This window comes from Ruegeria sp. CH6 (genome assembly GCF_056537005.1).
Map to the genome: position 1 here is coordinate 187466 of NZ_JBQFQS010000003.1, position 18704 is coordinate 206169.

The window sequence follows — 18704 nt, forward strand, 5'->3', positions numbered from 1 at the left end:
TGTGATGCGCACAGCAGGGGCGGGAGCCTGTTTTTAGCCCAGCGCGCGATCCAGATCGGCAATCAGGTCATCGGCATCCTCCAGCCCGACGGACAGGCGGAAAATCCCGTCTCCGGCATAGGCGCGATAGTCCTCCAACTGGGCGTCCTGCAATTTGAACGAGGTCTCCATCAGGCCGTCAGTTCCCATCCAGAAGATCAGACTGCGATGGTGCCCAAGAGAGACCGCATAGTGGATCACCTGCAGCCGCTCGATCATCTGCTGTGCGATACGTTCGCCCGTGGCCGCATCGCCAACCTGAAATGATATCATCCCGGACATGTTCGACATCTGTCGCGCCGCCAGTTCGGCCTGAGGGTGCGACGCCAGGCCAGGATAGATGACCTTTGTAACTCTCGGGTCTGCTTCCAGCCACTCTGCAACGGCGGTAGCTCCCTCCTGATGCGCCCTCATGCGCAATGGCAGGGTCGATGCTCCACGCGCAATCAGCCAAGCATTGAATGGGGACAGTACACCGCCATGATGAATGCCTGCTTCAGCCCGCATCTTCGCGATCAATTCGGCAGAACCTGCAACAGCCCCACCCACTGCATCGCCGTGTCCGCCGATGTATTTCGTAATCGAGTGCATCGTCAGATCGACCCCAAGCGCGGCCGCATCCATTCCCAGTGGTGAGGCAAAGGTCGCATCGCAACTCAACAACGCTCCGGCTTCTCGGGCCAGTTTTGAGATCGCCGCCAGATCCGTCAGGCGACCGATTGGATTTACAGGGGTCTCTGTATGGATCAGCTTTGTGTTTGGACTGATCGCGTCCGCAACGGATGCGGGATCGGACATATTGACGGCAGAAACCTGGATCCCCATCCGAGGCAGAGTTTCACGTGCCAGTTCCGCCACGCCTGCGTAAGACACGTCCGATACGATCAGGTGATCACCGGCTGAGAGAAAGGTGAAAAAGATCGCAGACGCCGCTGCCATTCCGGATGCTGTTGCAAGACAAGCTTCGGTGCCTTGCAGAGCCGCGATTTTGGTCTCGAGCCCGGCAACAGTTGGATTGGCCCACCGAGAGTAGACATAGGGGCTGTCAGGCGTCAGGTCATGGGCGGAAAACCCGGCGACATCTTCGGTCAGATAGGTCGAACTCATGTGGATCGGTGGTGCCGATGCATTGGTTGAGGCGTCCGGTGGATCACCCGCATGAATGGCCGTTGTCATGATGCCAGCAGTGCGGTTCGTTTTGGTCATGTCCTGTCTCCCTTTCCAACGGACCCTGATTGCTGGGTTCATATGGCGCAAGCGGTATTGCGACAGAATTTGACGTATCAGCCGGTCTGCCTCTGGACCATTGTGCCCGGCCTACCTAGCTTGACGATCAAAGGAGATCTGCATGACCAACCCGATCCTGTCTGACTGGAACACACCCTTTGAAATCGCCCCGTTTGCCGAGATATCGGATGACGATTTTGCCCCTGCGCTGGATCAGGCAATGCAGGCCCACAACGCTCAGATCGAAGCCATCGCGTCCAATGAGGACGCCGCCACATTCGCCAACACGATCGAAGCGCTGGAAGCGGCCGGTGAAGAACTGGACAAGGTGCTTTCGGTTTTCTTCACGGTTGCCGGAGCGGACAGCAATCCAAAGCGGGAAGAACTGCAGCGGGACTTTTCGCCCAAACTGTCGGCGCATTTCTCGGGCATATCCTCGAACAAGGCGCTGTTTCATCGGGTTGCCGACCTCTGGAATCGTCGCGAAGAACTGGGGCTAAGCGACGAACAGGCGCGTGTTCTAATGCTGACCCATCGGGGGTTTGTACGCGCAGGTGCTGCACTGCAGGGTGACGAAGATGACCGGATGCAGGAAATCAAATCGCGGCTCGCCTCGCTGGGAACCTCATTCACTCAAAACCTTCTGGCCGATGAGCGGGATTGGTTCATGGGATTGAGCGAGGACGACCTGCAAGGCCTGCCGGGTTTTGTTGTGGATGCGGCTCGCGCGGCGGGGCAGGAAAAGGGAACCAACGGGCCGGCTATTACTCTTTCACGCTCGTTGATCGTTCCGTTTCTTCAGTTTTCCCCGCGTCGGGATTTGCGCGAAACGGCTTACCGGGCATGGACTGCGCGAGGGGCCAATGGTGGAAAAACCGACAATCGCGAAATTGCATCCGAAATTCTAAAACTGCGCGAGGAACGGGCAAAGCTGCTGGGCTATGACAGCTTTGCTGATTTCAAGCTGGAAACCGAGATGGCGCAAACGCCGGACCGTGTACGTGATTTGCTGATGGAGGTTTGGGATGCAGCCAAAACCCGTGCTGATGTGGATGCTGACATCCTGACAGAGATGATGCGGGAGGACGGTGTCAACGGACCGCTCGAGGCCTGGGACTGGCGCTACTACGCCGAGAAGCGCCGCAAGGCTGAACATGACCTGGATGAGGCTGCGCTAAAGCCATACCTGCAGCTGGATCGCATGATCGAAGCGGCGTTTGCCTGCGCCAGCCGTTTGTTCGGGTTGGAGTTCGCACCGCTTGATGTGCCGCTCTATCATCCGGATTGCCGTGCATGGGAGGTGACCCGCAACGGTCAGCACATCGCGGTGTTCATTGGCGACTATTTCGCACGTGGCTCCAAGCGTTCAGGTGCTTGGTGTAGCGCGATGCGAGCTCAGGCGAAATTCCCTGCGGATCAAGCGCCTGTCGTCATCAATGTCTGCAATTTCGCAAAGGGTGATCCGGCGCTGCTGTCCTACGACGACGCACGTACGCTGTTCCATGAATTTGGCCATGCCCTTCACCAGATGTTGTCCAACGTGACCTATGAAAGCATCTCGGGCACCAGCGTTGCGCGTGATTTTGTGGAGCTTCCCAGCCAACTATACGAACACTGGCTGGAGGTGCCCGAAGTTCTGGCAGAATTCGCTACGCATGCGGAAACTGGTGAGCCGATGCCGCAGGATATGCTCGAGAAAGTGCTGAAGGCCGCTAATTTCGATCAGGGTTTCCAGACCGTTGAATATGTCGCTTCGGCCCTCGTCGATCTGGCGTTCCACGACGGCGCGGCTCCGGCTGATCCGATGGCGAAACAAGCTGAGGTTCTGGCGAGCATCGGGATGCCGCAGGCCATTGGGATGCGCCACGCAACGCCACATTTTGCTCATGTGTTCGCCGGGGATGGCTATAGTTCAGGCTACTACAGCTACATGTGGTCCGAGGTTATGGATGCGGACGCCTTTGCGGCCTTTGAAGAAGCCGGTGGAGCCTTTGATCCAGAGCGTGCAAAGGCTCTGGAAGTGCATATCCTCTCGACCGGCGGATCAAAGGAAGCGGAAGACCTGTATCTGGCGTTCCGCGGGCGTTTGCCGGGTGTTGAAGCCCTGCTGAAAGGGCGCGGCCTGATCGCGGCCTGAACCAGTCGGACCGTCAGTATCCGAGCTGACGGTCCACCAGATGCAAAAACGGCTCACCCGCCTCGCCACGACGGATGTTTTCGCAGATGACTTGCGCCGCTGTAATGGGGCGAGTCTCAGACGCGATATGGGGAGTGACCGTTACATTTGGATGCGCCCAATACGGATCCTCGGGCGGCAGAGGCTCAGTTCGGAACACATCCAGCGTGGCATGACCGACCTGACCCGAACCCAGTGCTTCCAGCAAGGCATCGTCATCAATCAATGGCCCACGCCCCGGATTGATGATCCGTGCGCCTTTCGGCAACAGGGCAAGTGTTTCGGCATTCATTGTGTTCTCGGTCGCTGGGGTGTCAGGTAGCAGAAGGACAACAATCTCTGCGCGGCTCAGAGCCTCACGCAATCCATCTGCGCCGTGCAGGCAGGTAACTCCGCCGATTTCTTTGGATGTTCTGCTCCAGCCGGTAACGTGAAAGTTCAGTGCCGCAAGCGCCTGAGCCACGGCCTGGCCCAGTGAACCCAGTCCTAAAACACAGACCTGCCGTTCTTGTGCAAGCGGGGGCGCATCCGGTGTCCAGACGCCGTCCTGAACCGTGATGTGTTTGTCCATGCCAAGATGGTACCGCAATGTGTGCCCGACCACCCATTCAATCATGCCTTGGGTCAGCCCATGATCCACCATCCTCGCCAGTGGAACGGTCAGGGTCTCATTGCCCGCAATGCTTTCAACCCCGGCCCAAAGGCTCAGCACCGCTTTGAGCCGTGAATAAGGTGTGAAATCCAACAAGCCCCCGTTCGGGGCATAGACCACGTAATCGACCTCATCCGGATCGAATTCGGTTCCCAGTCGAAAATCCAGACCAGCTTCGCTCAGCCCATTGGTCAACAGTGGCTCATACACGGGCCACAGGGCAGGGCGCGCGGAAAACAGGACGTTTACGGACATGGGCAGTCTCTCAGTTTATCGGGGACGATGAATATGGGCGCTTTGCACGATGCCAAATGCGGCCATCAGAACCAGCATGGCAGAACCACCATAGCTGACCATGGGCAGCGGGACGCCCACAACAGGTGCCAGCCCCATAACCATTGACATGTTCACGGCAAAGAACAGGAAGAAGTTAAGCGAAATTCCGAGCGTAACGAGCGAAGAAAAGCGGTCGCGTGTCGACAGGGCCGTTACCATGCAGAATATCAGGATCAGACCGTATAGGATCAACAGAGTGATCCCGCCAACAAACCCAAATTCTTCTGCCAGAGTGGTAAAGATGAAGTCTGTATGCTTCTCGGGCAAAAAGTTGAGGCGCGACTGAGTTCCCTGCATGAAGCCACGCCCGTTCCAGCCACCTGAACCAAGCGCAATCTTGGATTGGGTGATGTGATAGCCGGCCCCAAGCGGATCGGTTGAAGGGTCAAGAAACGTATCGATGCGCCGGAACTGGTAATCTTTGAGCAATTGCCATTCCGTCCCACGACTGTTGAAGACTGTCGCAACCAGCCCGACGCCTGCGGCGATCACTGCTGCGAAGTAAGCCCAGTGTACGCCCGCCAGAAACATCAGGCCGCCTCCGGCCGCGAGCAACAGGATCGACGTCCCGAGATCGGGCTGCTTCAGAACCATGAAAGTCGGGATCAGGATCAGCAGCACCGGGATCAGAACCCATAGCGGCCGAGAGGTTTTGTGAGACGGCAGCCAGTCGTAATAGGCGGCCAGAACCATGACCAAGGCGACCTTCATGACTTCGGACGGTTGAAGCCGCATGAACCCAAGGTCGATCCAGCGTTGTGCGCCCATACCGATTGTGCCGAAGAGTTCCACGAACACCAGCAAGGCAATCGACCCAAGATAGGCCAGTACCGACATGTTCCGCCAGAACCAGATCGGAACCAGAGCGATGATGAACATCACCGTCAGGCCAAGCCCGAACCGTTCCATCTGTGGCTCGGCCCAGGGCAGCCATGAACCTCCTGCCACCGAGTACAGCATCAGGAAACCTGCGCTGGCCGTACTGATCAACAGCAGGGTAAGGGGCCAGTTCATGTACAGGAATTTGCGGAACCCCGATGGCGTGGATTTGACGGCGTATTCAAGATAGCTCATGCGCGGTCCTTTTCATCCGGACGCGCTTTGGGGCGACGATCGCCCTCCAGCCGTTTTTGCTGCTCCTTGATACGTTCGCGATCTGCTACCGGATATGCCTCAAGCGGCGGAGTACCGTCATAGAGAGCCTGCAGCATGATGTCCCTTGCAACAGGAGCTGCCGCCTTGGAACCGCCGCCGCCATGTTCAACGACCACGGCGATCGCGTATTTTGGATTGTCATAGGGGGCAAAGCTTACGAACAGGGCGTGGTCGCGGCGTTCCCAAGGCAAGTCTTCGTTGCGGATAACACCTGCAGCGCGTTCGGCCTTGGTGATGTTGCGCACCTGACTTGTTCCGGTTTTCCCGGCCATGCGGAAATCATCAGCGATGATACGGCTGCGATAAGCAGTGCCGCGCCGGTCATTCGAAACCGAGAACATCGCCTTGCGCACCTGTTCCAGATTGTAGGGATTTACGGCAAGGGGTTCACCCGCACCTGACGGTTGCTCAACCCCATCGACCGAGCGAACCAGACGTGGGGAGACAGCTCGCCCTGTGGCAAGCCGTGCTGTCATGACCGCAAGCTGCAAGGGAGAGGCGAGCATGAAGCCCTGCCCGATGGACGCGTTGGCCGTATCACCCACCAGCCAGTCCTGACCGTGTACCCGCTGTTTCCATTCCTGGTTCGGGGCCAAACCTGCGGCGACCGCAGACATGGGGATGTCATGCCGGATACCCAGACCGAAGGTGCGAGCCATGTCGGAAATCTTGTCGATCCCTACTCGCAGGGCAACATCGTAGTAGTACACATCGCAGCTGCGCTTCAGAGAGGTCTCGAGGTCAACCGTGCCATGCCCACCACGTTTCCAGCAGTGGAACCGGCGGCTGCCGACCTTGAGGTGCCCGGGACAGTAAACCGTGTTGGCGGGACCGATTACACCCGCCTCAAGCGCGGCCAGAGCGGTGATCATCTTGAACGTCGATCCCGGCGGATAGGTGCCCTGAACGGTTTTGTTGGCCAGTGGGCGGTATTTGTCCTGTGTCAGGGTCCGATAGTCCGCAACAGAGATACCGCGGACAAACAGGTTGGGATCGAAGCTGGGCGCTGAACTGATCGCCCGGATATCTCCGGTTTCACAGTCAATAACGACGGCAGCCGCGCTTTCTCCGGCAAGACGGGCCTGCGCGTATTGCTGCAGATTGGCGTCGACTGATAGCTGCAGGTCCGCGCCTGCCTGTCCTTCCTGACGGTCCAGCTCACGCATAACGCGGCCAGTGGCATTGACTTCGACACGTTTGGCGCCGGCTTTGCCGCGCAGCGAGCTTTCCTGCTTGGCCTCAAGCCCGACCTTGCCAATCTGAAATCGCGGAATGCGCAGTACCGGTTCGGGATCCTGTATCTGGCTCAGGTCATAATCACTGACCGGGCCGACATAGCCCACTACATGCGCAAAGTCCTCATACCGGGGGTACTGACGCGTCGAGCCGACCTCTGGCGTGACACCCGGCAGCGCAGGTGCGTTAACCGCGACTTTGGAGATATCTTCCCATGTCACCTGATCCGCCAGAGTGACGGGAAGAAACGGTGCTGAACGGCGCATTTCCGTGCGTGCGCGCTCGATCTCATCCTCGTTCAGCGGGATCAGTTCCGACAGCTTGGCAATGACCTTGTCGACGTCACCCGCATCTTCGCGAACGACTACTATGCGGTACGAAGGTGTGTTTTGTCCGATGACCTGACCATTCCGGTCATAGATACGACCGCGGGTTGGTGGTATCAGGCGGATGTTGATGCGATTTTCTTCTGCCAGAAGGCGATATTGATCGGCCTGATCGACCTGCATGAAACGCATACGGGCTGCTAGCCCGCCAATAAAGGCTGCCTGAAGGCCGCCCAATACGATAGCACGGCGTGGCAAGCGCTTGTATGCAAGACCCTCGGATTTTGGCTTTCGCTGTTTCATACCCGTGCTCCCGTAGCACCTGCATCCGCGGCTGAGATGCGACGCACTCCAAACACACTCTGACTGATCAATACGATCAAAGGATAGGCCAGGATGGTTAGGATTAGCTGGATCATAGCAGGGCCCAAAGCGACTTGCTGAACGGACAATATGGAAAGGATAACGCGATCTGCCAGGAAGACCATTGCCGTCACAACTCCGATCGTTGTCCATTCACCGACAAAACCAGCGTCCCGCATGCCCGGTGCCGCCGAGCGCAGATATGCTGATCCAAGGACAACCAAAGCAGCCAGCAGCCCGGGAGGGCGCTGAAACAGAAGATCAGCCATTAGCATCACGATGGCGATACTGAGCGTTGGCACATACTCGGGACGACGCAGCACCCAGACAAATGTCAGTGCGATCAGGATGTCGGGGAAAGGCCAGCGATCTGGTTTGGTGTCCAGAGGTAACAGATGCAGAAACACCACCAGTATGGCGAGCGCGAAATACATGCCACGCATGAGCCAGAGATGTGACGTGGCTTTATCCATCGCCCGCCTCTTCGGGTGTCAGTGCGGCCTCAGGGCGTTGTGGCCCAACGATGCTGCCAGGTGTACGAATTGGGGGCGCAGATTGATAACGAAGTACGCGCAGGAATTCCAAGCGTTCGAAATCCGCCGATAGCCGAACGCGTAGCCTTCCGCCCGGATCAACCGTGATCTGGCCAATCAGGAGACCAGCCGGAAACACACCGCCATCGCCCGAGGTGATCACGCGATCGCCGGGCCGGACCAACTCGCGATTTTCCAGAAACTCGACGACAGGTGCTGAGGTGTTATCACCTGCGATCAATGCTGTCTGGCCTGAGGGTTGGATGGTTGCCGGAATCGCACTCGAAGCATCGGTCATCAGGATGACACGGGCTGTATCAGAGCCAACACCAGAGATGCGTCCAACCAGCCCGATACCGTCCATCGTAGCCCAGCCATCCACGATCCCGTCGCGCTCCCCGACATTCAGGAGTACCGACTGACGGAAAGGGGATCCGCTATCGGCCATCACCACACCTGTGATGTAGGTCAAACGCGGATCAAGACGGACATTGTTCAGGTCAAGCAACCGCGCATTTTCCTGCTCGAGCTGTAGTGCTGCCTCTTTCCATGCGCGCATCAGGCGCAATTCGCTGCGCAGTTCCTGATTTTGTTCGCTGAGGCGCTGATAGCTTTGGAAGTCCCGGACCAGGTTGACCACCGCAGTAACCGGAACCATGGCCCATTCCATCGACGGTACGACTGCATCAACGACCTGAGCGCGAAACCGTTCGACGCGGGGGCTGTCGATACGCCACACCAGAAAGATGCCCAGCAGGCACAACACAACAATCCCCAGGAACAAGCGGCGCAAGGGGGTTGCGTAGTCGTCGCGCTGTGATCGGTCCTTTGCCACAGGACTCCTTCCCGTGCTGCTCGCGCCCGATTATACACCCTTAGTTATAAGGGTGCGCGCCTTAGCTTTCGTAGTCAATCGCGTGGCGCAGTTGTTTTTCGTATTCAAGCGCCTTGCCGGTGCCCAAAGCCACACAATTCAGGCTTTCATCGGCAATCGACACGGCCAGACCGGTCTGTTCGCGCAGCGCCAGGTCCAGATCACCCAACAGCGCACCGCCACCAGTCAGCATCACGCCGCGATCCACAATATCCGCCGCAAGGTCGGGCGGAGTGGTTTCCAAGGCGGTCATCACCGCCTCGCAAATCTGCTGGACGGGCTCGGACAAGGCCTCGGCGACTTGCGCTTGGCTGATTTCGATTTCCTTTGGCACACCGTTCAGCAGATCGCGGCCACGGATGTGCATCGACTGTCCACGGCCATCGTCAGGCATACGCGCTGTGCCGATAGTTGTTTTAATTCTCTCAGCGGTCGATTCACCGACCAACAAGTTTTGCTGACGGCGCAGGTACGAGATGATGGCTTCGTCCATGCGGTCCCCACCAACACGCACCGAACGGGCGTACACGATGTCGCCCAGCGACAAGACCGCAACTTCGGTCGTACCACCGCCGATATCGACGACCATGTTGCCCGTTGGGTCGGTGATTGGCATTCCGGCCCCGATTGCAGCTGCAATGGGTTCGGCGATCAGGCCAGCGCGGCGTGCACCGGCAGACAGAACCGACTGACGGATCGCGCGTTTTTCAACAGGCGTCGCGCCATGTGGGACGCAGACGATGATTTTCGGTTTCGAAAAGGTCGACCGCTTGTGCACTTTGCGAATGAAGTGCTTGATCATTTCCTCGGCTGTATCGAAGTCGGCGATCACACCTTCGCGCATCGGGCGAATGGCTTCGATCGAGCCGGGGGTACGACCCAGCATGAGTTTGGCGTCTTCACCAACTGCCAGAACTTTCTTGACACCATCCTTGACGTGATAGGCCACAACGGAAGGTTCGGACAGGATAACGCCGCGACCCTTGACATAGACCAGCGTGTTAGCAGTCCCAAGGTCAATGGCCATATCCGCTGTGAACAGGCCGCCCAGATTGTCAAAGATCCCCATATGTCCCCTGATCCTGTATGTCAGATTTTTTCTACTGCCCGCGACTCGACGGTTCCGGGATGGATGACTTATAGGGTGCCACGACGCCCGATAAAAGGCCTGATTCCGCGGTAATCAGCACCTTTCCGCCTCATTAACAGGGACTTTAGAAGGCAAAATGCTCTCATATCAACATATTTACCACGCGGGAAATCTGGCTGATGTGCATAAGCATGCCCTTTTGGCGGAAATACTCGCTTATCTGACCCGGAAAGATAAGCCGCTGACCTATGCCGAAACCCATTCTGGGCGGGGTTTGTATCAGCTGGATTCGGACGAAGCCGTTCGGACCGGCGAAGCCTCGGCCGGTATCGAGCGTGCCTTGCTTGAGGGCTGGTTCGGAGAGGATCACCCTCTGAGCCGCGCAATCTCCGGCGTGAAAGATCAACATGGCCAATCTGCTTATCCGGGTTCTCCCCTGATCGCGGCCAGCCTGTTGCGGCCACAGGATAGTTTACACCTGGCCGAGCTGCATCCGCAGGAATACCGGGTTCTTAAAAACGCGGTCGCGCCTTATGGAGCCAGGACCTATCAGCAAGATGGATTTGAACTGGCGCAATCGTTGCTACCGCCGACGCCGCGTCGGGGGATGCTGCTGATCGATCCTAGCTACGAGGTTAAGGCCGATTACGATCGGTTGCCAAACATCATCACAACGCTGAACCGCAAATGGAATGTCGGGATAATTGCCCTTTGGTATCCGATCCTGACAAACGGACGCCATGAAGCCATGTGTGATGCCTTGCGGAAACGGGATCTGCCAAAGGTGCTGCATCACCAAGTCCGGTTTCCTGCCGCGCGTGAGGGTCATGGCATGGTCGGCTCGGGCATGTTTATCGTGAATGCGACCTATGGATTAGAAGAGGCAGCCGGGCGACTCGACGCGCTTTTTGCTCGTGTTCAAGCTTAGTTCCCTTAGGTAACTCCACATTTTCTGACATTTGCGCACGGTCCGCTTTTGTGGGCCGATGCCTCTGTTTTCGCTGCATTTTACCGGCCACCGTGTCGCGTATCTACGTCAGGACGTAATTGCGGCCTCTGCGAAAGATTAGGTGGTCCACTTGATTTCCCAGGCTAGTTCAGTAAGTAAATTGTCACACCTGACAATAAACAGGAATTGGGACATATCCATGGACTTCCTAAGCCGCCACATCAGTGACTTTCATCTGAGTTACTGGGAAACTTTTATCAATAACTGGTTCTTTGTCTTTGCATTGGCGTTTTTGGCATTCGAGTTGCTGCGCTATGCCATCGTCAAAAAGCTGAACTGGGAAATGGTGGGCGATACGGTCACCAATTTCATCACGCTCGCGTTCTTTATCGGGATCAGCTTCGTTTTGCTGGCGGGCTTCTACATAGGTGCCTATGTCTGGGCCTATCAGTTTGCCGTGTTCGACATCCCAACGACATGGGCGTCATTCATCATCGTGCTGATACTTGCGGATCTGGCCTACTACTGGGAACACCGTATCCTGCATCGCATCAACTTTCTTTGGGCGACGCATTCAGTGCATCACAGTTCGCCTTTCTTCAACATTTCGGTTGCATATCGTCATGGCCCGCTGGATGGTTTCTGGCCACTGTTTTTCCATCTGCCGCTGGTGCTGCTGGGGTTCAATCCGTTCATGGTTCTGATCGTAGAGTTGCTGGTGCAGCTGTATCAGACCGCCCTGCACACAGAGGTTATCGGAAAGTTGTGGCGCCCGATCGAATACCTTTTCAATACGCCGTCGCATCACCGGGTGCACCACGGATCGAACCGTAAGTATCTGGATAAAAACTATGCCGGTATCTTCATCATCTGGGACCGCATGTTCGGCACCTTTGAGGAAGAAAAAGAGGATGTTGTTTACGGTCTGGTCACCCCGATCGACTCGGTAAATCCCTTTGTCGCCTTCCTGCATGGTTTTACCCGGCTCTTCAGAGATGTGTGGAACATGCCGGGCTTCCGAAACAAGTTGGGCGTCCTCTTCGGACCTCCTGGCTGGCAGCCCAAAAAGAGCCAGCGAAAGCCAGCGGAATAGCACAAAGGACTGGATGAGATGCCAAACAATACGCAACGCATCGTCGCCGCCATCGCAACAGCAGGGCTGTTCATTGGCGGAGCCTGGTTTGCCTCCGGCTTTCGCACGGATATCGCCGAGGCGTCCGCTTCTTCAACCGGCGTGCAGGATCACCAGGGTCTGATCGTGAACCTGCACGGGGCACGTGGCGACACGGGCAACATCATCGTCATGGCGTTTGATCAACAGTCAGCGTTTGACAACATGGATTACAACAACGCGGCTGGATATCTCGAGGCCCCTGCGACGGGGCAACCGCAGCGGTTCGATTTTCCGGACCTCAACAACAACTACTACTCCGTCATCGCGTTTCATGATGCAAACGGTGACTACGATCTGAACTATGATGCGGAATACACCCCGACCGAGGGGTATGCGGTGTCAGGCATGAATGACCTGCATGACAACCCGGTCTTCTATTACTCTCTGGTTGAACCGGGGAAACCGGTCGACCTGACACTGTTCTACTGGCCGTAGCCAGAACAGAAGAAATGCAAAGGGGCGGTCCATGAAAGGCCGCCCCTTTTTCATTCTCAGGAAAGATCCTTATACGAGATTTCTCGTGCATCCGCACCGGGACCGGCCTTTTCGCGTCGGACGATCAGGCGGTTCAGCGCATGGATGTAAGCCTTGGCAGATGCAACGACCGTGTCGGTGTTGGCCGACTGCCCGGTAGCGATCATACCGTCTTCTTCGAGCCGGACCGAAACCGTGGCTTGCGCATCGGTTCCCGCAGTCACAGCATGTACCTGATAAAGCTGGAGATGCGCCGTATTTGGGTGAACCACTCGAATAGCGCGGAACGCCGCATCGACGGGCCCATCGCCGGTTTCGGTTGCGATGATCTCTTTGCCGTCCACTTCCATCTCGATGGTTGCTTCGGCCTTGCCAACCGTTCCACAGGTGACTTTCAGTGAAACCAGCTGCAGATGATCGTTGCCGTCGTCATCGTCCAGCGTCATCAGAGCAATGATGTCGTCGTCAAAGACCTCTTTCTTGCGGTCGGCCAGCTCCTTGAACCGAATGAAGATATCCTTGAGCTGGTTGTCACCGACTTCGTAACCCATCGTGTTCAGTTTATCGCGCAACGCGGCCCGGCCCGAATGCTTGCCCAAAGGCAGGGATGTGCCGGACAGACCGATATCCTCGGGGCGCATGATCTCAAAATTCTCGCGGTTCTTCAGCATGCCGTCCTGATGGATGCCGCTTTCATGCGCGAAGGCATTCTTGCCAACGATGGCTTTGTTGAACTGGACGTTGAAGCCCGACACCGTCGCGACCCGTCGCGAGATATGCATGATCTTGGTCGTGTCGATACCGGTGTGCCAGGGCATGATGTCGTTGCGGGTGCGCAGCGCCATCACGACCTCTTCCAGAGCAGTGTTGCCAGCGCGTTCGCCCAGACCGTTGATAGTGCACTCGATCTGACGGGCGCCACCTGCAACTGCAGCCAGTGAGTTCGCGGTCGCCATGCCAAGGTCGTTGTGGCAGTGGGTCGCAAAGACGACCTCATCCGCGCCCGGGACCGTTTCGATCAGGCGTTTGATCAGGTCAGCGGATTCCACCGGAGCAGTGTAACCCACTGTATCGGGGATGTTGATCGTCGTTGCGCCCGCCTTGATCGCAATCTCGATCACGCGGCACAGATAGTCCCATTCGGTTCGCGTCGCGTCCATCGGTGACCACTGCACGTTTTCACACAGGTTGCGCGCGTGGCTTACGGTTTCATGGATCTTTTCGGCCATTTCGTCCTGCGTCAGGTTCGGAATGGCGCGGTGCAGCGGCGAGGTGCCGATGAAAGTGTGAATGCGGCTTTTGCCGGCGTGTTTCACCGCTTCCCAGCAGCGGTCAATATCCGCAAAGTTGGCGCGCGCCAGACCGCAGATGCGGCTGTTCTTAGAACGCTGCGCGATTTCGGATACCGCCTTGAAGTCGCCTTCGGAGGCAATGGGGAAGCCTGCCTCGATAATGTCGACGCCCATTTCGTCCAGCAGCTCGGCAATCTCGAGCTTTTCGTCATGGGTCATGGTCGCACCAGGGCTCTGCTCGCCGTCGCGCAAAGTAGTATCAAAGATCAAGACGCGGTCTTGGTCGGTCACGTTGGTCATGGGAATCTCTTTCTTCTCTGTCCTAATGCCTCTTGGCGCGCTGGCGTCCTCCTCTGAGCGGGCGCGCCGGATGGCACGCTCAGAGGCGGATTAGGATCAGTAGGCCACGCAGATCGGCACCACGAAACGCGGTGTTGGCAAAAGGGATATCTGCGCGGTTGATCATGAGGCGGAATTTATACAGAGCCCGCAGGGAATGAAAAGGACCAAAATGCCTTATTCTTCAGCTGAACTATTCTTTTCAACGCTCATTGATCTGATTGGGTGTGCGCCTAGGTAGCAGTTCATGAAAACAGCACTGATCATTGGGGCGTCGGGCGGAATCGGTAGCGCTATGTGTAGCCGGCTTGCGCAGCAGGACGTCACGGTTACGACCCTGTCGCGGACAGGCGACGGGTTTGATCTAGTGATCCCGGACAAGGCCGAGCAAGTCTTAAGCGCTGTCGAAGGCCCGTTTGATCTGGTGTTTGTGGCCAGTGGCGCGCTGGAAATCAATGGCGCTGCGCCCGAAAAGACACTGCGCGCATTGTCTGCCAAAGCGATGATGGACCAGTTCGCCCTGAATGCAGTTGGGCCCGCGATGGTGCTGAAACATGCGAGCCGACTGCTTCCCAGAAGCGGTCGATCTGTGATTGCCGTGCTCTCGGCAAGGGTGGGGTCGATCGGGGATAACCGGCTCGGCGGTTGGGTCAGCTACCGCGCTGCCAAAGCAGCTGTGAACCAGATTGTGCATACATCTGCGATTGAGTTGGCTCGAACGCACAAGGAAGCCATCTGCGTGTCCTTACATCCCGGAACCGTCAAAACAGCCTTTACTGAAAAGTATCTGGGGCGGCACCCGGCGGTCGAACCGGATGATGCTGCCGGGAACCTTCTGCGCGTGATAGATCAACTGAGCCCGTCAGAATCGGGTCAATTCTTTGACTGGGCAGGCAAACCGATCCCATGGTGATCCGGTTGAAGCCTGCCGGTACTAGCTGTCAGAATTGGTGGTTTCCGTAGGTTGCTCTGTCGGAGCGGGCGCTTGTTCGGTTGCTTCCGGCTCAGTGGTGACTGCATCTGGTTCGCTAGCAGCTTCTTCAGAAAGCGCACCGTTTGCCCAGACGCCGGTTTCTTCCTCGCCATTCACATAGCGCATGGTGCCGTTGCCCTGGCGTTTCGCGTCTACAAAGCTGCCTTCGTAGATGTCTCCGTTTGAATAGGTCGCGATACCGACACCGGTGATTTTTCCTTCTTTCCATTCGCCGGTGTATTTAAAGCCGTTTGCCATCACGATCTCGCCCTGACCGTGGCGCTGTCCCTGGGCAAAATCGCCTGTATATACGGTGCCATCAGCATAGGTGGTCTTACCCTTGCCTTGCCGCGCACCTTCGACCCAATCACCATCGTAGACCGTGCCATCTGCACGGGTCAGAACCCCTTTGCCATGGGTTTTGGCATTCTTGAACTGGCCTTTGTAAATGGTACCGTTCGCATAAGTTGCGACACCCCGGCCATCGATCACCCCGGCGATCCAGTCGCCATCATAGGTAGAGCCATCGGGATAGGTGATAAGCCCCTTGCCATCGGCCAGATCGGCGCTGAAGTCACCTGTATAAACCGAGCCATCAGGATAGGTCAGTTCACCCAATCCTTCGATCTGCCCGTTGGTCCACTGACCGGTATAGATATAGCCGTCGGTTCCGGTGAACGTTCCCTGACCGTGTCGCTGATCATCTACGAAATCGCCCTCATAGACGTCGCCATTTGCGTAAACCGCTTTGCCTTTGCCCTGACGGCGCCCTTCGATCAGCCTGCCTTCGTAAACATCGCCATTGGCCTGCGTCAGCCGCCCGGCCCCGGTGATCCGGTCTTCAGACCAGTCGCCGGAATAGGTCATGCCATCTGGCAGCGTAAGATCACCTTTGCCGTGTCGCTGTCCGGACAGGATATCTCCTTCATAGACACCGCCGCTTGCGTAGGTGATTTTGGCTTTGCCTTGCCGAACGCCGTCTTCCCAATCTCCGTCGTAGCTATAGCCATCGGCATCCGTCATCACGCCCTTACCGTGGTGACGCGCATTCCTGAAACCACCCTCATAACGCATGCCGTTTTCATATTGCGCTACGCCCTGGCCATTGATTGCGCCGTTGGACCAATCCCCTTCATAGGTCCCGCCACCAGCAAAGGTGATCTTGCCTTTCCCTTGGGGCTGACCTTTGGAAAACATGCCTTCGTAGATCGAGCCGTTGGCGTAGCGGGCTGTACCTTTGCCCTGAATCTCACCTTCGACCCATTCACCGGTGTACTCAAAGCCGTCAGGCAGGCGGTAAGTCCCAGTCCCGTGTCGCAAGCCGTTCTCGAATGTACCCTCGTAGACGCCGCCGACGTCGTCATCCGCAACAATAACTTGCTCCTGTTGGGCAACAGCAGCCTGCGCCGTCAAGCCAAATGCGAAAACAGCAATCGAATTGCGAATTACATTCATGGTCGTTCCTGCCTGCCCGGTCATCATCGGTTGTTTGCGTTGGCGCAAAACTAAGACACAGGCAGGGGCAGAGCAACGTGTTTTGCCGCATTTGCCTTTTACTCGCCGCATGATCTGCTAAATCCCTTGTGGACTGACGTGGGCAAGAGGGCAAAATGGCCAATCGTTTCCGTATCTCCCTGGCGCAACTCAACCCCACCGTGGGGGATATTGAGGGGAACGCTGCCAAAGCACTGTCCGCGTGGGAACACGGCCGGATGGCTGACGCGGATCTTGTTGCACTGCCTGAGATGTTCATCACCGGCTACAACACACAGGACCTTATCGTTAAGCCCTCGTTTCATTTTGCAGCGATGAAAGCGGTTGAGGAATTAGCCGTTAAATGTGCTGACGGTCCGGCGCTTGCGATTGGCGGGCCATGGGTCGAAGACGATAAGCTGTTTAATGCCTATCTGATCCTCAAAGGCGGAAAAGTCGCCAGCAAGGTTCTGAAGCATCACTTGCCGAATGAAACAGTGTTTGATGAGGTCCGGTTGTATGACGCCGGTCCGATGGGTGGGCCATATGCCGTAGGCAACACCCGGATTGGCAGCCCGATCTGTGAAGACGGTTGGCATGAGGACGTAGCTGAGACGCTTGAGGAGACCGGGGCGGAATTTCTGCTTATCCCGAACGGCTCTCCGTATTTTCGGAACAAATATGATATCCGGCTGAACCACATGGTGGCGCGGGTTGTCGAAACCGGCTTGCCGGTGATCTATCTCAACATGGTTGGTGGCCAAGACGATCAGGTATTTGATGGTGGCACCTTTGGCCTGAACCCGGGCGGAGAGCTCGCGTTCAGGATGCCGGTTTTTGATGAGGCCGTCACGCAGATCGAGTTGGAGCAGGGAGACGAAGGCTGGCGGATTGTACCTGCCGAAGTGGCACCGCAACCGGACGAGTGGGAGCAGGACTATCGCGCAATGGTACAGTCCTTGCGCGACTACATGGCCAAGACCGGGTTCGGTAAGGTGGTATTGGGCCTGTCAGGTGGGGTCGATTCCGCGTTGGTTGCGACGATTGCCGTAGATGCCATCGGAGCCGAGAATGTACGCTGCGTGATGCTGCCGTCTGAGTATACGAGCGACGCATCATTGGAGGATGCCGAAGCAGTGGCCAAGGCGCTGGGTGTTCACTACGACTACGTACCGATCTCCGAAAGCCGCGCAGCCGTGACAAACACGCTGGCTCCGCTCTTTGCTGGGCGTGAGGAAGATCTGACCGAAGAAAACGTTCAATCCCGTCTGCGTGGTCTCTTGCTGATGGCAATCTCGAACAAGTTTGGCGAGATGCTATTGACCACCGGCAACAAATCCGAGGTCGCTGTGGGCTATGCCACGATCTATGGCGATATGAATGGCGGCTACAATCCCATCAAGGATCTTTACAAGACCCGCGTGTTTGAAACCTGCCGCTGGCGCAACTCCAACCACCGCGATTGGATGAAGGGGCCTGCAACCGAGGTCATCCAGCCTTCGGTCATCGACAAACCCCCCAGCGCCGAGCTGCGTGCCGATCAGAAAGACAGCGACAGTCTGCCGGACTATCCGGTTCTGGATGCCATTCTGGAAATTCTCGTCGATCAGGACGGGTCGATTGCAGATTGCGTGGCCTCCGGATTTGACGAAGCTGATGCCCGTCGCGTCGAACATCTTATCTACATCAGTGAGTACAAGCGTTTTCAGTCTGCTCCAGGTACCCGTTTGACGAAACGCGCGTTCTGGCTGGATCGACGGTATCCGATTGTGAATCGGTGGCGCGACCCTAACTAGATCTCAGATTCTATCGGGTGGGATATGGGGAAACTAACTTGGTAAGGGGTTGGGTTTCGTCTGAATTGTTCTCGTATTGGCTTCATTGTTAAGTTCAGAATTGTATTGTTTCTGCATAAGGGCTTTGCGCGTCATGAATGAGCGCGAAGCGCCTTGCCTGAGTGCCATTTTCTCGCCATAATTTAGTTCCAATGCCGCCCGATGTGGGGCGATATTGACGCATTGCG

At 56.8% G+C, this 18704-nt stretch carries 15 protein-coding genes; 6 read left to right on the forward strand and 9 right to left on the reverse strand.

The window, feature by feature from the left end:
* Positions 1-33 precede the first annotated feature (33 nt).
* A complete protein-coding gene (locus ACR0CW_RS09520) occupies positions 34-1245 on the reverse strand; it encodes a trans-sulfuration enzyme family protein (protein ID WP_480787588.1) in 1212 nt (403 codons plus the stop codon).
* 142 nt (positions 1246-1387) lie between these two features.
* Here ACR0CW_RS09520 and ACR0CW_RS09525 point away from each other — a divergent pair, with 142 nt between their 5' ends.
* Positions 1388-3403, forward strand: coding sequence for a M3 family metallopeptidase (locus ACR0CW_RS09525; protein ID WP_480787589.1), 2016 nt, complete (start codon positions 1388-1390; stop codon positions 3401-3403).
* A gap of 13 nt (positions 3404-3416) precedes the next feature.
* On the opposite strand, the gene ACR0CW_RS09530 is transcribed toward ACR0CW_RS09525, so the two are convergent.
* The 6 genes from ACR0CW_RS09530 to ACR0CW_RS09555 all read right to left on the reverse strand — a co-directional run bounded on the left by ACR0CW_RS09530 (position 3417) and on the right by ACR0CW_RS09555 (position 9986).
* On the reverse strand, positions 3417-4349 hold the full coding sequence (locus ACR0CW_RS09530) for a 2-hydroxyacid dehydrogenase (protein ID WP_480787590.1): 933 nt from the start codon (positions 4347-4349) through the stop codon (positions 3417-3419).
* A 15-nt stretch (positions 4350-4364) separates the two neighbouring features.
* A complete protein-coding gene (rodA, locus tag ACR0CW_RS09535; protein ID WP_170332289.1) occupies positions 4365-5504 on the reverse strand; it encodes a rod shape-determining protein RodA in 1140 nt (379 codons plus the stop codon).
* Positions 5501-7450 carry a penicillin-binding protein 2 gene (mrdA, locus tag ACR0CW_RS09540; protein ID WP_480741352.1) on the reverse strand — a complete coding sequence of 650 codons (1950 nt, stop codon included), beginning with the start codon at positions 7448-7450 and terminating at the stop codon, positions 5501-5503. Before mrdA ends, rodA begins: the two co-directional genes overlap by 4 nt.
* Entirely contained in the window at positions 7447-7983 is a 537-nt protein-coding gene (locus ACR0CW_RS09545) for a rod shape-determining protein MreD (protein ID WP_155149951.1), read from the reverse strand. Before ACR0CW_RS09545 ends, mrdA begins: the two co-directional genes overlap by 4 nt.
* Positions 7976-8878, reverse strand: coding sequence for a rod shape-determining protein MreC (gene mreC, locus ACR0CW_RS09550; protein ID WP_209016367.1), 903 nt, complete (start codon positions 8876-8878; stop codon positions 7976-7978). Before mreC ends, ACR0CW_RS09545 begins: the two co-directional genes overlap by 8 nt.
* 61 nt (positions 8879-8939) lie before the next feature.
* Complete coding sequence (locus ACR0CW_RS09555; RefSeq protein ID WP_005978801.1) at positions 8940-9986, reverse strand: rod shape-determining protein; 1047 nt, start codon at positions 9984-9986, stop codon at positions 8940-8942.
* A 157-nt stretch (positions 9987-10143) separates the two neighbouring features.
* On the opposite strand from ACR0CW_RS09555, the gene ACR0CW_RS09560 reads away from it, so the two are divergent.
* From ACR0CW_RS09560 to ACR0CW_RS09570, 3 genes are all read left to right on the forward strand, one after another.
* Complete coding sequence (locus ACR0CW_RS09560; RefSeq protein WP_155149953.1) at positions 10144-10935, forward strand: 23S rRNA (adenine(2030)-N(6))-methyltransferase RlmJ; 792 nt, start codon at positions 10144-10146, stop codon at positions 10933-10935.
* Positions 10936-11155: 220 nt separating this feature from the next.
* Positions 11156-12049: a sterol desaturase family protein gene (locus tag ACR0CW_RS09565; RefSeq protein ID WP_155149955.1), complete on the forward strand. Its 894-nt coding sequence runs from the start codon at positions 11156-11158 to the stop codon at positions 12047-12049.
* A gap of 18 nt (positions 12050-12067) precedes the next feature.
* Positions 12068-12565 (forward strand): DUF2141 domain-containing protein, encoded by a 498-nt coding sequence (locus ACR0CW_RS09570; RefSeq protein WP_480787591.1) that lies wholly within the window; start codon positions 12068-12070, stop codon positions 12563-12565.
* 56 nt (positions 12566-12621) lie between these two features.
* On the opposite strand, the gene ACR0CW_RS09575 is transcribed toward ACR0CW_RS09570, so the two are convergent.
* Positions 12622-14196: a 2-isopropylmalate synthase gene (locus ACR0CW_RS09575; RefSeq protein ID WP_170332275.1), complete on the reverse strand. Its 1575-nt coding sequence runs from the start codon at positions 14194-14196 to the stop codon at positions 12622-12624.
* Between the two features lie 286 nt (positions 14197-14482).
* Here ACR0CW_RS09575 and ACR0CW_RS09580 point away from each other — a divergent pair, with 286 nt between their 5' ends.
* On the forward strand, positions 14483-15148 hold the full coding sequence (locus ACR0CW_RS09580; protein WP_480787592.1) for an SDR family NAD(P)-dependent oxidoreductase: 666 nt from the start codon (positions 14483-14485) through the stop codon (positions 15146-15148).
* Between the two features lie 21 nt (positions 15149-15169).
* On the opposite strand, the gene ACR0CW_RS09585 is transcribed toward ACR0CW_RS09580, so the two are convergent.
* Positions 15170-16663 (reverse strand): 2-isopropylmalate synthase, encoded by a 1494-nt coding sequence (locus ACR0CW_RS09585; RefSeq protein WP_480787797.1) that lies wholly within the window; start codon positions 16661-16663, stop codon positions 15170-15172.
* Between the two features lie 155 nt (positions 16664-16818).
* Here ACR0CW_RS09585 and ACR0CW_RS09590 point away from each other — a divergent pair, with 155 nt between their 5' ends.
* On the forward strand, positions 16819-18477 hold the full coding sequence (locus ACR0CW_RS09590; protein ID WP_480787593.1) for an NAD+ synthase: 1659 nt from the start codon (positions 16819-16821) through the stop codon (positions 18475-18477).
* Positions 18478-18704 lie beyond the last annotated feature (227 nt).